Genomic DNA, 16626 nt, shown 5'->3' with positions numbered 1-16626 from the left:
TGCGCCTGAGTAGCATTTTTGTCTTTGCCAATTTCTAATATTGTAAATCCTCTCCTCTTAACATAATTCCCAAAATTATATTGACCCTTTCTTAAATGATTATCCACTTGCCAATCTTACATATAATAGACAAAGGAATGCTTTTTATGGATTCATCATAAGAGCATTGAAAATATTTCAGCGCCCTAAATTAAAAAATATCTTTATAAATCAAAATATTATAAATAATATAATAATCACTCTGAAATACGCATTTTGAAACAATAACGTACAAACTCTTCAGACTTTTCAAAAAAATGAAAGAAGTCCAACCTAAAAGCATATTAAAGATATGCAAAGTCACACTCTCGTAAAAATGCTATAACACAAGATGAATAGATAATGAGAAAAGCCACAAGTACAACTTGTGGCTTTTTGAAAGATTAATCAAAAACAGGAACAACACTAGAAATGATAACGCAATCCACCTGAAAAACTCGTTCCAGAAAAACCAGCTTTCGTTAGTTTGTGCTGATAAACCAAATCGCCGTAAAGCGCAAATTTTTGAGACAATTGGGCATTAAAACCTAACCCAGTTTCTAATGAAGAACCAAAAGCACCTAGCTGAAAAGCATCTTTAAAATGCACAAATTGTTTTCCTTCAAAACCATGAGCAAGATGAAGCTTGCCATAGAAAGAAATAACTTGAGCCTCATCAGTAGCAACCAGCCTCTTTGTTAAACGCCCCCCAACACGCCCTATCCATTGATGAAGCTTTCCTAAATCAATATCAAAGCCGTCCACATCACGCACCTTATTAAATTGAAGATATTGATAAACAACCTGAACTTGAGGATCAAAAACAAAACCGTCCTCTCCTACCATAAATGTTTTACCAGCAGTCAATGAAGCACTTAAAGGATTTCCCTTTAATGTTGCCGTCTTGCCCCGTGCGGTTGTTAGAACATCACCCTTAAAAAACCCATAAGACACAAGACCATCAACGTAAAAACCCGCATCATGCTGCATACCACCGTATGCCGTAACTGACCATTTATCAAATGTACTTTTTTGACTCTGTTCAACATTCAAAGGTTGCAAAGAAAATCTCTCGTAAGCCCCAATAATTCCAAAAGAAGTGGAACCATACGTATTTTCGATTGCTTTTAGCAAAACACCTGCCTCTATGGCATTATAATCAAGCTCGCCGCCATAACCATATTCAAGCGCGGAAAGATTTGAAGTATAACGATGATTGCCGCCATAACCGCTCACAAAAAAGAAAGGATTTTCACGACTTTCTAATAAGCCCCCAGAAGCAATTCGCAAAGCTTCTAATCGCTTATTTTGATTGCTCACATTCATCAAACCAATATGACGTAAGGCATTAGGTAAAAGGAGATAAGTCGGAACCTGCGGAACAACAGCCTTAACGCCCGGCTTAGGACGAGGATGAGGCTCCGGAGCTGGTGCTGGAGAAGGTTCTGGTCCTGGAATTGGGGCAGGATCTGGTTTAGGTTTAACATCAGAATCTATAGATCTACTTTCAAGGCGAAAATCCCAAAATTCTCCGTTCCCTTCAACTAATCTCTGATCCATACTTGCTTTTCCAAACTCAGATTCTGGACCATAACTATAAAGCTTATACTGATAAGGTAATGCGTTTAACGCTACATAACCACCTTCCAACTGAAAAGAATCTTGCTTTGCTTGTCCAGAAACCTGAATGATTGAAATACCTTCAGCATTCCCCCCCTTTCCCGTATATCCTCCTGGACTTCCTGTAACTCCATGCACTTGGAGCTTTGTTTTTCCCGAAACATCACCATGAATTAAAACACGATCAGTCTTTTGATTAACAAGAGCACCACCACTATTCAGGTATGTATTAAGAGAAATAGAGGCACCACCCTGTGCTTTATAAACTTCACCCTTTCCCTTTCCCACATGAAGGGTTTGATAATCATCAACAGAAGAAGATTCGTGTCTTTTAAAATTAATAGAGCTCTCATCCATAAGACTCACGAGTGAAATAGAAGAATCATGTGCAGCCTCGTGTTGATCTTTTTGCAACGGTTGTTGTAAAATCCATTTAGAATGACCTCCTAAATAAAGCTCAGCATTAGAATTTTTATCAACGTGTGTGCGACCCTCAAGAGTAGAAGCATCCGCCAAAACTGTTATAGAAGCACCTTCCTCAGCTTTTAATAAAAAATTCCCTGAACGAAGAGTGCTGTGTACCAACCCCACCGCACCAGAAATCATGTTTTTACCATAAAGAGCCGCATCGTCTAAAACAGAAAACTCTGTTTTATCCAAATTAACAACTTCTAATCGTGGTGGAACTTTTTCTTCCTCTGATGAAATTTCTTCTTTTTTATCCCCACCTTCACTCCATGACTTCTCTCCCCGAAAATAGATACCATAAGATCCCTTACCCTTTACGGTAACAGAAGAGGATTTCATATTAACTTCAGTCACAGGAATCTTTGAATCAGAATCCTCATTTGATAAATCTTTAACTTCCTGACGAGGAATAGAATTGACTATATTTTCTAATAATATGCCATGGACATCCATAGCACGAATAGTAGTACCCTCTAAATTAACAGCCCCCCCTAAATCCGTACGCAAAACTGCATGATTATCCGAATTTTTTTCTTTACCCTTCCCAGTAATTTCAACATTCTCGAGATTTACCTTCCCACCTAACGTCGAAGAAACCCCATGGCTGTTCATAAAATCAACTGATCCACCTGACATCCAAATTTCTGAATGATCATAACTTAAAAGACTTGCATTCCCATTAGCAGTCTCAATTTTTGTATCTTCTAAAAGAACAAATGATTTCTCTGCTGCATCAACACCCTCATGGTTCTCCACAATCTTTCCATTTTTTACCTCAATCACGCCATTACTCGCACGAAGGGCTATAATTGTGCCTTTGATAATCGGATCTTCCAAAACAATCTTACCGTTCTCTAATACATGCACCCCCATTAGAAAAGTTTTATCAGCAACTTGACCACTAACCGTTACACCCTTCCCGCGAACTTCTGTACCTATTCCTTTCACCGTTATAGCAGTAGCGCTCGACGGTTTCCCCCCACGTACAGCTTTATAAGACCGATTATCAATTTTGTCTTTTTCACAATTATCGCATATATAATATGCACCATCATGTAATATAAGCTTATTATTTTCATATATTTCACGGCCGTATGCACCTTCTTTTTCCTCACTGTATCCACTGAAAAAGTTAGAAAAATTATCCCTAATAGGATATCCATCAACACTACTGATAAAATAACTGCTGTTTGGAACAGTGGGGGCAATTGGGACGACATAACCATCGGTCTCGATATTGCTAATACCATAAGAAGACGTACTATAATGCCCTTTAACACTTGCTTCAACCATTGCTCCATTTTGGAGCAAAGAGAGGATAGCGGTTGTACAAGCACATAAACATACATGATTTCTAAAAACTTTAATCATAGTTCCCTCGAAACTTTCCTTCCCCTCTCATTAAAAACAAAAGCACTTACAAAACACCCCATTGCACACCTCAAAAATACGAAAAGTGTAACAAAAGAACATGCCTCATGCTCATCTGAACTGTGCAATGAATTATCCCAATAAATTTGGCAAAAGCTCTACGCCAAAACCACCTATAAGAGAATAGTTACAAAACACACTTTATGAGTGTATAATGCATTCTGTATTTCGTGTAAAGAAAAAATAAAATCAGTGCGTGTAATTAATTAAAAACACAATCAAACCTTGTGAACTTTAAAAATTAATCCACAAGGAGATGAATGAAACAATGACTTAAATCAGTAGAAAACAAACGCTCAAAAACGAGCTTTAGAAAACATCAAATATTATATTAGATAATATCAATACAGTACCAAAAAGGATAACGTAACGCATACCGGTCTGCTGAACGCTTTAAAAGCCGATAAAAGCGAAGCACTCTATCGCATCAGTAGCAGCATAAATTTTAAGAAAATTCGCTTTAGCGGAGAAAAGTGCTCTCATGCATAAAACAAACTATGTCTTTTTTGCTTAATAAAGAAGACGAGATTTTTTAAGAACAACACAAGTTGTTATAAAGAGAAAAGGCAGCACAATGTGCTGCCTTTTCTAATAAGGTACATAGTGTACCTTATATTAAAACTGATAACGTACTCCTCCGGAAAAACTTGTTCCCGAAAAACCAGCCTTATTAAGCTTATGTTGATAGAGAATATCAGCATGCAGAGAGAACTGTGGCAACAATTTGGCATTAAAACCTAATCCAGCCTCTATAGAGGAACCAAAAGCTCCTAACTTGAAAGCATCATTGAAATGCACAGACTGTTTTCCTTCAAAACCATGAGCAAGATAAAGCTTACCATAGAAAGCAATAGCATTCACGCCTTCAGAACCTGTAGGAATCTTGGTTAAGCGTCCACCAACACGTGCTACCCACTGATTAAGGTTACCCATTTCAATATCAAAATTGTCAATATCACGAGCTTTATTAAACTGGAGATGTTGATACACAACCTGAACCTGCGGATCAAAGACAAAACCCTTATATCCTGTCGCAATTGTCTGACCACCAGCTAAAGAAATACTCAAAGGATTACCTTTTAATGTTGCTGTTTTACCCCGTGCAAGGGTGAGAACATCACCTTTGAACAGACCATAGGATAAAAGACCGTCGACATAGAAGCCAGCATTATGCTGCATGCTACCATATACCGTAGCAGTCCATTTATCAAATGCACTCTTCTGACTTTGCTCAACATTCAAAGGCTGCAGAGAAAGTTTTCCATAAGTTCCCATAACGCCAAAGGATATAGCACTGTCAGCATTTTCAATAGTTTGCAGCAGAACACCTGCCTCTACACCATTATAACTAAGATCGCCGTCGTAACCATATTCAAGTGCGGAAAGATCTGAAGCATAACGGTAACTTCCACCATAGCCGCGCAAGTATAAAGCGGGATTTTCACGAACCTCTACCATTCCTGTAGAAGTCATCCGCAACGTCTCCAATTGCTTATTTTGATTGCTAATATCCATCAAACCAGCGTGGAATACGCTATTAGGCAAGACAAGATAAGTTGGAACCTGTGGAACAACAGACCTTACAAATTGTTCAGGAAGGGCAGCAGATCCAACAGACTTAACATACTGATTTTCTAGACGGAAGTTCCAAAATTCTCCACCATCCTTAACAAATTTCTGCTGAACATGCTCCTGTTTCGAAGTCGCTTCTGGACCATAAGCACGAAGAGTATATTTGTAAGGTGAGTTTCTCAGTGCAACATAATTGCCATCGAGTTGGAAAGAGTCTTTCTTTGCTTGACCATAGACCTGAATAATTGAAACAGTATGAGCAATCTTGGCATTCGCTTTACCATCTCCTACATTGCCCGCATCACCTCGTACATGTATTTTTGTTTTTCCAGAAACATCACCATGAATTACAAGCCGATCAGTAACTTGCTGACCACTCGGATCACGAGGATTTAAACGTGCATTGAGATAAATTACAGCATCACCCTGTGCCGCATAAACTATTCCTTTCCCATTTCCAATATGGAGAGTCTGATATTTTCCTTCAGATTCCGAAGGTGCAAAATTAATAGCACTATTTACAAGACTTACAAAAGAAATACATGAATCCCCACATCCTAAATCTAGAGTACCTAAATTCTTCTGCGTACTTGTTTTTAGAATCCACTGTGAACTATTAGCCAAGTTTAATTTTGCATAAGAACTTTTATCAATGCGAACATCACCTTTAACAATAGAACTATCAACCGATACCGATATATTCGAACCATTCTCGGCTCTTAATAACAAGTCACCAGCAAGAGTTGTCTTATTTTCTAATGAAACATGACCAACAGAATTATTACCATAGATCGCTATACCATTTGCAACTTCAAAATCAGTTTTTTTCAACGAAATTGCCCCTGTTACACCTATAGGTGTTTTCTCCTGTTTGGATACAGTACTCCGCTTAACAACATTTGTTTTCTCAGTTGCTAAATCCTTACTTCGGTTTTGTTGACTCTCTTCTTTCTGTATTAGTCCATCAAAATATATGCCGTAGACTCCGTCACCTTCCACCCTAACAGTTGAAGACTCGATATTTGCATGATTCATAGTAGGACGAACCTCAGAGGATCTCCTTCCCCTAGAAGAGCCTGTCTCAACCACTTGATCATCAGACTTCATAATCCACAAAGCATGAGCATCAGTCACAATACTCCCATTCTTAAAAACAACAGAAGCATTATCACTCAACAGCAAAGCTGCACGCCCAAAGTTATCTGCAAAATCTAACTTACCTTGTCCTTTTTTCGCAGTAATATTAACTTTGTCTAACTCAACGCTTCCCCCAGCTTCGGACCTCACAGCCACTCCCTTTTCCAAAGTAATAGCCCCAGAGTCCATAGACACCTTACCAGCCTGACTTACCAAACCAGCCACAGCCAAATCCCCCGTCACGTTAATTCTCGTATCCTTTAAATTAACAGATGATCCAGAACCCGCCAAAGCGCCCACATAATGCGCATTAACTGATCCACCAGTCATCATAACCTTTCCACCATTTTGAGCTTCAAGCCCAATTACAGAAGATGTAATTGTTGAGTTTTTTTCCAAAACAACTTTTGCATTGTCTTCTGCAAGAACAGCACTCACAGCCTGTAATTTAGTAAGATCAACATTGCTTTTGTTATCATCCCCCCCCATAATTGTAGCATTCTCTAACTTAATAACTGTATTTTCATTCTGTGCATGCATAGAATGTTGAGTTTTATCCTTTGCTTTCAGTGTAAGATTTGTCACTGTATGTGATTTACCATCACTACACGAATAAGGAGTTTGCGCCCCCTTCTCACCATTATCCTGTGTGGCATCACATGTAGAAGAAACCGTTTCCTTACCAGGATTATTAAGCAAAAGAATACGTCCAACAGCTCCTCCAGAAGAGGCAACAGGTTTTACAGAAATCTCAGAAGAAGGCTTTCTGGAAGCTGCTGATTTTATAGATGGAAGCCTATTCGATATAGTGTGCCCAGATGATACAGAAATCCCATCTGTCGATATCACAGAAATCTTACCTCGATCAGATCTCGCAGCTGAATCAGCTCCTGAAGGCATTAAATTTAACGAACTTCTATCTCTAGATGAAGGAGATGAAACAGTATATACGCTATACTCAGATGTCTCAGATCTTGCAAGATTAGCAGATGCCCCCTCCTGAGATGCAGCAGAAACAACAGGAGACGTAGTAGAAGAAGGAACAGACGTTACAGTTTTAGATGTTCCAGCCCTCCTCAGATCAGTAGATGCGTCCCCCTCAGATACAGTAGAAGTAACAGAAGACGTAGTAGAAGAAGGAAGAGACGTTACAGCTTCAGATGTTCCAGCACTCCCCGGATCAGTAGGTGCGCCCTCCTCAGATACAGCAGAAATAACAGAAGACGTAGTAGGAGAAGAAAGAGACGTTACAGCTTCAGATTCTCCAATCTCTACGTATCTATCATATCCGCCGTCTGTACAATCTGCCTCCTCTGTCTCAGAACTCCTAAGTAATGCAGAGGTTTCATTCGCATCAGAAGTAATAACTTGATTAGGTAGTCTAGCTTCAGAAGTTTCAGATGGAAGATTTGATCCTACAGCAGAATTATCTACCTCACTTCCCACAGTTGCACGAGATGGCACGGAAGAAGTCTTTACTCTCGCCCTCTCCCTATTGTCACCTACGAAAGAAAGAGAATTACGCTCATAAGGCAATTGTTTATCTTCTAAACGAAAATCCCAAACACTTCTACTATTTTTAATTAATGTATTATCGAAATACTGCATTTTCGAAGGAATAGCTGGACCATAAGCACGAAGAACATACTGATAAGGTAAACCGCCTATCGTAACATACTCACCATTCAGTTTAAAAGAATCTTCGCTCGCCTCCCCATAAACCTGAATAATTGAAATACTCTGAGGTTTATAAGCTTTAGCACTCCGACCTCGCCGACCCTCACCATTTGGTTTCAGTGTAAGCACATGCACCTTAGTTTGACCAGAAACATCACCATGAATTAAAAGCCTACCAGATAGTTGAGAATCCTCTGATGCACCAGCCTGCATCAATGCAACGAAATAAATATAAGAATCCCCAGAAGCGGTGTAAACTGTGCCTTCCCCATTTCCTATCCGAAGCATTGGATAACTATAATCTTGTTGATTCTCATCTTCTAAAGGCAAGAGCCCAATAGCAGAATTGTTAAGTTTTAAAAATGAAACACATGAATCCTCACACCCCCTATCTTGAGGCTTTCCAAATTTATTTTTCGTTACATGCCACTGCGATTCATTGAATAAAAAAATCTTACCCTGAGAACCTTTTTCAACATAAGCTTCACCGCGAACTATAGAATCATGAACAAAAACCGATACTTCAGACGTAGCTTCAGCTCGTAAGAATGAATTACCAGACACTTGCGATCCGCTATCTATAAGGACAGAGCCTCTCATATTCTTACCTAAAATGGCTGTACCATCTGGAACCATAAGAGTAGTGCCGTGCAAAAAAACTAAAGACTCCTTATTTTGTAATTGATTACTTTTTAATTGGCTCTCTTCTGGATCCTCGTATTGATTATCAAAATATACGCCTGTAGACCTTTCACCACTCAAGTTAATAGTTGAAGATTTTACAGAAGCCCTAATCCTAAAGTCCACTTCATCGGTTCTTTCTTCACCGACTCCTGTCCTTGTCTTTTGGCCTAAAATTTTGGGTATAAGATAGCTAGCATAGTCCGAAGAAGCAAGAAACTCGCTACTAGGATCATCTATTTCAATACGTCTCACTCTTGTATCATTATTTCTTTGAACATTGTTAGAATCTTCATCATCATTGTCAAAGACCCATACACCAACAGAATCTGAATGATTAATGTTTCCATTTTTAAAGGAAATAAAACCTACATCTGTAAATAAAAAGCTACTCAATCCCTGTCCTGCAGCGCCAGATTTGCTGCTATCAATTGTAACACTAACTTTATCTAATTGAATGATTCCTCCGTTTTCTGCCACAACTACAGATCCACCTGTCGGAACAATAACCTTCCCCAATTTCATATCTATTACTGTTCCATTGCTGGCACGCAAACCCATTACCTCTTTTCCCTCTTCATCATCTCCCGCCTGTGAGCCCGACACAGTAATCGCTGTATTATTCAACAGAATAAGTGATTCATGCGCAGCCTCAACACCCATATTTACACTAGAGATTGTCCCTCCTGTTATAATGGCCTTTCCACCAAATAAAGCGTAAATCCCAGTGTCAAAATCACGAATCGATGAGTTTTGCAATTTGACCACTCCATCTTGTGATGCATATACAGCGCTCCCATACTGTAGACCTTTAACCGACACAATCTCTGAACCAGGTTCATTCTTAAGAGATGAAGAGTTCAATTCAATAATTGTCGGTTCAGTAGCTTCTTCTGGTCCTGCAACATCATCTTCTCCATTAACACCAATCCATCCCGCTGTTACAGCAGTATCACCCTTCTTCTTCACCACAATCGTACTATTACGTATTGAGTGTTTTTTTCTATCACTACAAACAATAGGTGATAAAGGGTTCTTATCATCTCTATTATCCGCTACATTACATGCATTGGCACTACCACCAACGCCCTGTGGGACACCGCCAACACCAACACCACCAGGAATACCACTACTCGCTATAGAAGCATCAACACCTTGTAAAAGGAAAAGAGCGCTCGCTGTCAGTGCGTACAAACGTGTACGCTTTTTAAATACATTGATCATATGTCAAACTTTCTAAATAATGTTGCAAAAACACTAGAATTAAGTGAAAATGAGGTAAGTGAACAATTTGTAACATATGTAAGTCAACTTTACAACATAGTGTTGTTTGTTTAAGCTTCATTTTGTGCATAAAGATACCTAAGTTAAGGTTTTTAATTGCACAACCCCTTGTAATATCAGATAAAAGGATAAAATCACGATGATAAAATATATGAAATGGATGACTTCTGTTTTACTGGTTGCCATCAGCTTTGCAACGGTTTTGTGGACTCATACGAGTATTGCAAATACCAGTACCCAGACAAATGTAACGATTGATCATGTTTCAGGCACGACTTCTGTTCCCGCTTCTCCGCAAAAGGTTGTTGTGTTTGATCTTGCTTCGCTAGATAATATGAATCGCCTTGGTATCAAAGCCGTTATCGGCCTTCCTGAAGGAAAAAAACCTTCCTATCTGCAACAATTTGATGATGCAAAATATGAAAGAATTGGAACCGTTTTTGAACCAGATTATGAAAAAATTGCCACTCTTCAACCCGATTTGATTATTATTTCCTCCAGAACTCAAGCAAAATATAAAGATTTATCCAAAATAGCTCCAACAATTGATCTAACAGTAGAAAACGAAAATTCTCTTGAAGATATTAAACGAAATGTGTCTATCCTTGGAAAAATTTTTGGCAAAACACAAGAAGCAGAACAGGAAATTGCAAAACTCAATGAAGCTTTTGCTGAAGTCCGTAAAAATACCCAAGGAAAAGGCACTGGGCTCATACTCATGACTTCTGGTGGCAAAATCAGTGCTTTCGGACCAAAATCACGTTTCGATATTTTTCACTCCGCTTTTGGAATTGCCCCTGCAACCGATAAACTTACCGTGCAAAAACATGGACAACTCATTTCTCCTGAATTCATTCTTGAAACCAATCCTGATTGGTTGTTAGTGATTGATCGCGATGCAGCCATTGGACGGGAAGGACAATCCGCAGCACAATTGCTCAACAATGAGCTTGTTCACCGCACAACAGCGAGCAAACAAAACCAAATTATTTATTTGGACTCTTGGAGCTGGTATCGTGCAAATGGTGGTTTAACGGCACTCATTGAAACCGCACAGCAGATCAATGAAGCCTTTACAAAGAGCAAATAAGCGTACAAAAGAGCTTGCTTGCTATATAAATAAAATTTAAAAGCAGAGGTTGTTTATTAAGCAGTCTTTGCTTTTTGTAGATTTTGTTAGAAAATGATTTAACGTGAAGAATTACTGGATAACCATAACACTTCTAATTTTCCTGTCGATCCTCAGCATTTTTGTTGGTTATTCTGATGTCACACCTTCTAACCTTTTCGCAGCCGATCCCCATGCGTGGCTTATCTTTTGGCAAACACGTCTTCCTCGTACCATTGCAATCCTTTTAGTAGGCGCAGCACTTGCACTTTCAGGCATGATTATGCAACTATTGACACGCAATCGCTTTGTCGAGCCATCAACCACTGGAACCATTGAATCTGCTTCCCTTGGCATTCTTTTTATTATGATTTTTTTACCCGATATTCCTGTTTTAGGAAAAATGGTCGTTGCGACAATTTTTGCCATGGCAGGCACTTTACTTTTTATGTTTTTATTGCGACGCATTCCTCTAAAATCTGCTCTCATTGTACCCCTTACAGGGATTATGCTAAGCTATATTATTGGCTCTTTAACCAATGCCATTGCAGATTATGAAATGTTACTCCCTTCTCTTCAAGCTTACTTATTTGGCAGTTTTGCGATGGTTCTTGAAGGAAAATATGAGCTCTTATGGTTATCCCTTCCCCTTTGTATTCTAGCCTATTGTACTGCTGATCGCTTTACGGTTGCAAGTTTGGGAGAAGATTTAACCAACAACCTTGGATTGAATTATCGTGTTGTCATGTTTTTTGGTCTTTTTATTGTCGCCTCAATCACTGCTGTTGTTGTCTGTACCATTGGCCGTATTCCTTTTGTTGGGTTGATTATTCCAAATATTGTTTCAAGTTTCATGGGAGATAATATGCGCTATACCGCTCCTTGGGTGGCCATCAGCGGTGCAGGATTGGTCTTGATTTGTGATCTTTTAGGACGAATAATTCATCCCTCTCTTGAAATTCCCATCAGCACCATAATGGGTGTAATCGGTAGTTTTATTTTTATGATACTGCTTTTACGCTGGAGAAAGCGTCTTGGATAGAAGAAGAAAAACAATATGTGTACTAACAACACTTATCATCATAGCATGTACTATCATTAGTCTTTACATGACATGGAATATCAATGTTTATACATGGAAATTTCGTCTTACAAAACTTTCCTCTCTGCTTCTTATTGCCTACGCAATAAGCGTTTCTACGGTTTTATTTCAAACAATCGTTAATAACCGTCTTCTTACCCCTTCAATTATGGGATTTGATCAGCTTTATATTTTAATAAAGACTGCCCTAATGTATTTTGTAGGCTCTCTTTCTTTACCCTTTTTGAATGAAGAAGGACAGCTTGTTCTTGAAGCCCTCATTCTTATTCTTTTTTCAATAAGCCTTTTTCGCTGGCTCTTTTCAGGAAGCCTAAAAGGGCTTCATTTGACGCTTTTAATCGGTGTTGTTTTAGGCGGCTTTTTTTTCAGTTTACGGATGTTTATGCAATTGCAACTAAATCCAGACCAAATGATGAATTTAACGGATATTATGTTTGCAAATTTTAATAAATTCAATACACCATTAATAAGCTTTGCCACAATCATTGTCTTCATTGTGAGTCTGATTGGATGGCATTCCCGTCATCTTCTTGATATTTTGGCTTTGGGACGTGAAAATGCCCTCAATCTTGGCGTTAATTACCACAAAAGTGCGACAGCTGTCCTTATTTTTGTTTCCATTCTCGTATCCATTTCCACCGCATTAGTAGGCCCCGTCACCTTTTTTGGACTGTTAGTTGCCAACCTTTCCTATGAACTTTCTCCTCAAGCAAAACACAGTGTTGTTGTGCCGATTGCAATATTGTTAGCGATTATTTGTTTGGTGGGGGGACAATTTATTTTAGAACAAATTTTTCATATGGCAGGGCGTTTAAGTTTTATCATTGAGTTTTGTGGGGGTATTGTTTTCTTAATGTTATTGATGAAGGGAAAACTAAAATGATTGAGATCAATCATCTTTCCAAGGCTTACGGAGCACGATTGATTATCGATAATTTATGCCTTCATCTTCCAAAAGGGGGGATTATTTCTCTCATTGGGCCCAATGGTTCCGGAAAATCAACTCTTTTAATGCTGATAAGACGTCTTTTGCCACACCATAATGGTACAATTCATATCGACGGCTTTGATATTGATAAAATGCCCCACGATATTTTGGCTCAAAAACTCTCAATTCTGCGTCAAGAAAATCCTTTGTCTTTTCGCTTAACCGTGTACGATTTAGTAAGTTTCGGACGCTATCCTTATTCAAAAGGCTGGTATACACATGAAGATAAACAATTTATCGACAGTGCGCTACGCTATCTCGGCTTACAAGATTTAAAAGACCGTTTTTTAGATGAGCTTTCTGGCGGTCAGCGTCAACGCGCTTTTATAGCCATGGTTATCTGCCAAGACACTGATTATCTTCTTTTAGATGAACCATTAAACAATCTGGATATGAAACATGCCGTTTCTATGATGAAGCAGTTACGCCGCACAGCTGATGAACTGAAAAAAACCATTCTTATTGTTATGCACGATATTAATTTTGCCTCATCTTATTCAGATATGATTGTTGCACTGAAAAATGGAAAAGCAGCCTATTGTGGGACTCCAAAAGAAATTATGCAACCAAAAATTCTTAAAGACATTTATGATGTCGATATTCAAATCAAAACAATTAATGACATCCCTATCGCTCTTTATTATCGATAATCATAAAGATTTTTTGCGCTTGCATGCACTATAGAATCTGCTAGGGATAGTAAAATTGGCTTATTGGGGAATAGTTTAATGGTAGAACAGCGGACTTTGACTTCGTCAATCTTGGTTCGAATCCAAGTTCCCCAGCCAGTATTTAATGCCAGCCAGTATTTAATGATTGTAGCTTGTCATCGGGTTTTGTATAATTTGAAAGCAGGTTTTGCATCAATTTATTTTTGTCAAAGGATCTTCAAAAACGTTCACGGGTTATTTAAAATCCCTTTAATGCATATTTTTCTCTTCCTCTAAAAATTGCAATTGAGATGATAAGCTCTTGAGCCGGTGCGGATTCTTTGAACCACATGTATAAGATTATGTGCCAACCTCTTTTATCTTAAATTGGCTAAAGATTTTTCGGATCTGAGGCACATCATTGACTTTCCCTTTAATTGCACAAGCAAAGCAAACATCGTCTGGTAATCCTCTCGCAAATAAATCCTTTCCATAGTAATACACGTATATCTGGCTATGTTTATGGGAACGCCTTATCTAATAGCTATAAACCTATCTAAAGAGAATTCAAAAAAGAAAGCCGTACCAAATGATATGACGCGGCTTTCAGATATTGATTATAAGATTCGAATGAATCATCCACAATGGAGTAATGAATGCATATATACAAAACGTATCATATTGCAAGTGCTCTATTAGAAATATGAAAACTTATCAAAAGAAACGTAAATGATAGCTATGATTTTGATATCATTCATTAGCATTATAGAGCCTATAAAAGCTTAGTAACTTTATCAATCCAATCAAAAGAAAATGCATCTTAAATGAATGTCTTCTCAATAAGGCTTTCATAAGTATCTTTTCATTTTGCACTCAAATGTAACTTCTTTGCAAATTAACCAGCTCAAATTTGAGTTGGCAAAATCAACCAATCCAATTTTGGAGGCATTATCTTTAGAATAGAGCCATCTTTAAACATTATAGCTTTTGACTCAAAATTGAATAAAATCCCATGCCTTAGATGTTACAATGGTTTTGAATTTTGCTGCCTCATCTTTTTTTCAATAGGTGCCCCCCAATTTGGGGGGAGCTCATTTGGTTTCGTATTTTTAAACTGTAACTTTTAAAACGTTTTTTGCTCGCTTGCTTGCGTTATATCATTAAAAGGTTTTCAGTTTCATAAGACATAACATTGTGATTTTCATTCTATATTGTGATGATAGTATCTATATAATGCCTGCCTATCATTTACTAACTTTTTAGTAAGCGTTTTTAAAAACGATCTTGTCTTTAAATTCTTTTATACAATCTTTATGAACTCAATCCATAAGCTTATGATAGTTTCAAACGATTATTCCTTTTAAGGTTGCACTCCAATAAAGAGCAAAACACATCCCATTCTTAAACGTATACAATTTATGTTATCGATAATTCCAAACGACTGAAATTTAAAACAATGTGATTTGTGCTGTGATAAAAACGTATCATAAAATTTATGACCTGTTATGAATGATAACCGCTTTTCATTTCATTTGAATGCACCCATGCGTTATAATATTTGCATCATGATTTGCTTTTTATGGTCTATTCATCCATGGCAATCTTATATAAAAAATGATCAATTCAAACATACATAAAAGTATGGATTCTTAAGTGGGTTCATACAAAATAACTGCACTTAATATATTGATTTTATTATTTTTTATGTACAATACCTTTTTAACTTCATAAAGATATCAATTTCCTTGTAAAGAATATTCCTCCCATTCCAACAAAAGACTCCACATAAGGCGATGAGGGATAGCTTCTATGATTTACAGGTACTGATCACTGGCCATGCAATAACGCCGACTGATGTCCAAGCCAATGAGACCGCCTGTGGGAACAGGCAAGTTGTGGGGCTGAATATAATGGAACAGCACCGAACGGATAAGCCACGCGTCGTAAGTAAGCCTCTTAGCGTGCATAGCTTATAGGTTTTGGAAACAGACAATTATTATAATTCAGGTATTATAATTCAGACGATTAAACATCGGATCTCAGGCTTTTTAATCTAGTGGACAAACACGAATAATGTGTCCGTCTGGATCTTTGATTAGGAAGGTACGTCCAAATACATCAGTATACGGTTCCTTCAAAACATTTATCTCAACAGTGGTTTGCTCTTTCCATTCCGCATAGAGCTTATCTACATCCTCTCCCTTAGGCAACATAATGCCGATTTCTGAAAAACGAGGTGCATTTTCCTCAGGCGTATCGCCCCCAGATCAGAGAGCAAAGAGTGCATCCCCCGAAAAAGCAAATGCAACATAGCGTGGCAAAGTAAACACAGGTTCTTTCTTGAAGATGAATTTGTAAAAAGCGGTAGAATATTCTACATTTGAGACATATACCAACTGTAGGTTTGGGGGAACAGGATAAGTGGAAATATTACTCATTAATTCTCCATGATTTAGTAGCTGTCTTTTAACAAAGTATGCCTATATAGAGAATATTTCAACAAGAGTTTGTGATGCTTCCGTTCACGGTGTGCTCTATTTATATGTGTTTATTCGCTTATTGCTATATGCTAAAACATTGAGACCGCCACTACTGGGATTATAATGATATCCCTATCGCTCTTTATTATTGATAATCTAAAGATTTTTTGCACTTGCCTACACTATAGAATCTGCTAGAAATGGTAAAATTGGCTTATTGGGGAATAGTTTAATGGTAGAACAGCGGACTCTGACTCCGTCAATCTTGGTTCGAATCCAAGTTCCCCAGCCAGTTGTATGTATGTAGCTTGCCTGTAGCTTGCCAGCAGTGTAGCTTGCCAGCGGGTTTTGTATATTTTGCCACTAGGTTTTGTACCAATTTATTTTTTCTCAAAGAGTTTTAAAGATGT

6 protein-coding genes, 2 tRNA genes and 1 pseudogene are annotated in these 16626 nt (G+C 38.0%); 6 read left to right on the top strand and 3 right to left on the bottom strand.

Annotated elements, in window-relative coordinates:
- Positions 1-444: 444 nt before the first annotated feature.
- Together ACFILU_RS00585 and ACFILU_RS00580 are read right to left on the bottom strand one after the other, a co-directional pair.
- Complete coding sequence (locus ACFILU_RS00585) at positions 445-3477, bottom strand: autotransporter outer membrane beta-barrel domain-containing protein (RefSeq protein ID WP_375674346.1); 3033 nt, start codon at positions 3475-3477, stop codon at positions 445-447.
- A gap of 675 nt (positions 3478-4152) precedes the next feature.
- Positions 4153-9828, bottom strand: a complete 5676-nt coding sequence (locus ACFILU_RS00580) for an autotransporter outer membrane beta-barrel domain-containing protein (protein ID WP_375674345.1) — start codon at positions 9826-9828, stop codon at positions 4153-4155.
- A gap of 199 nt (positions 9829-10027) precedes the next feature.
- Here ACFILU_RS00580 and ACFILU_RS00575 point away from each other — a divergent pair, with 199 nt between their 5' ends.
- From ACFILU_RS00575 to ACFILU_RS00555, 5 genes are all read left to right on the top strand, one after another.
- Positions 10028-10978 (top strand): siderophore ABC transporter substrate-binding protein, encoded by a 951-nt coding sequence (locus ACFILU_RS00575; RefSeq protein ID WP_273791482.1) that lies wholly within the window; start codon positions 10028-10030, stop codon positions 10976-10978.
- 103 nt (positions 10979-11081) lie between these two features.
- Positions 11082-12038, top strand: coding sequence for an ABC transporter permease (locus tag ACFILU_RS00570; protein WP_375623944.1), 957 nt, complete (start codon positions 11082-11084; stop codon positions 12036-12038).
- 67 nt (positions 12039-12105) lie between these two features.
- Positions 12106-12981, top strand: a complete 876-nt coding sequence (locus tag ACFILU_RS00565) for an iron chelate uptake ABC transporter family permease subunit (protein ID WP_375654582.1) — start codon at positions 12106-12108, stop codon at positions 12979-12981.
- Positions 12978-13736, top strand: a complete 759-nt coding sequence (locus tag ACFILU_RS00560; protein ID WP_273791485.1) for an ABC transporter ATP-binding protein — start codon at positions 12978-12980, stop codon at positions 13734-13736. Before ACFILU_RS00565 ends, ACFILU_RS00560 begins: the two co-directional genes overlap by 4 nt.
- A gap of 64 nt (positions 13737-13800) precedes the next feature.
- Positions 13801-13874 (top strand) — tRNA-Gln (locus tag ACFILU_RS00555).
- A 1910-nt stretch (positions 13875-15784) separates the two neighbouring features.
- Here ACFILU_RS00555 and ACFILU_RS00550 read toward each other — a convergent pair.
- Positions 15785-15976: pseudogene (locus ACFILU_RS00550) on the bottom strand (glyoxalase); the annotation flags it as partial.
- A gap of 458 nt (positions 15977-16434) precedes the next feature.
- Between ACFILU_RS00550 and ACFILU_RS00545 the strand changes: the two are divergent.
- Positions 16435-16508: transfer RNA gene (locus ACFILU_RS00545), tRNA-Gln, on the top strand.
- Positions 16509-16626: the final 118 nt, after the last annotated feature.

The sequence above is a fragment of the Bartonella sp. CL100XZDX genome, from assembly GCF_042195375.1.
Lineage (GTDB): Bacteria > Pseudomonadota > Alphaproteobacteria > Rhizobiales > Rhizobiaceae > Bartonella.
Note: the sequence above shows the minus strand (reverse complement) of the source record. Positions and strands in the feature narration are given on the sequence as shown.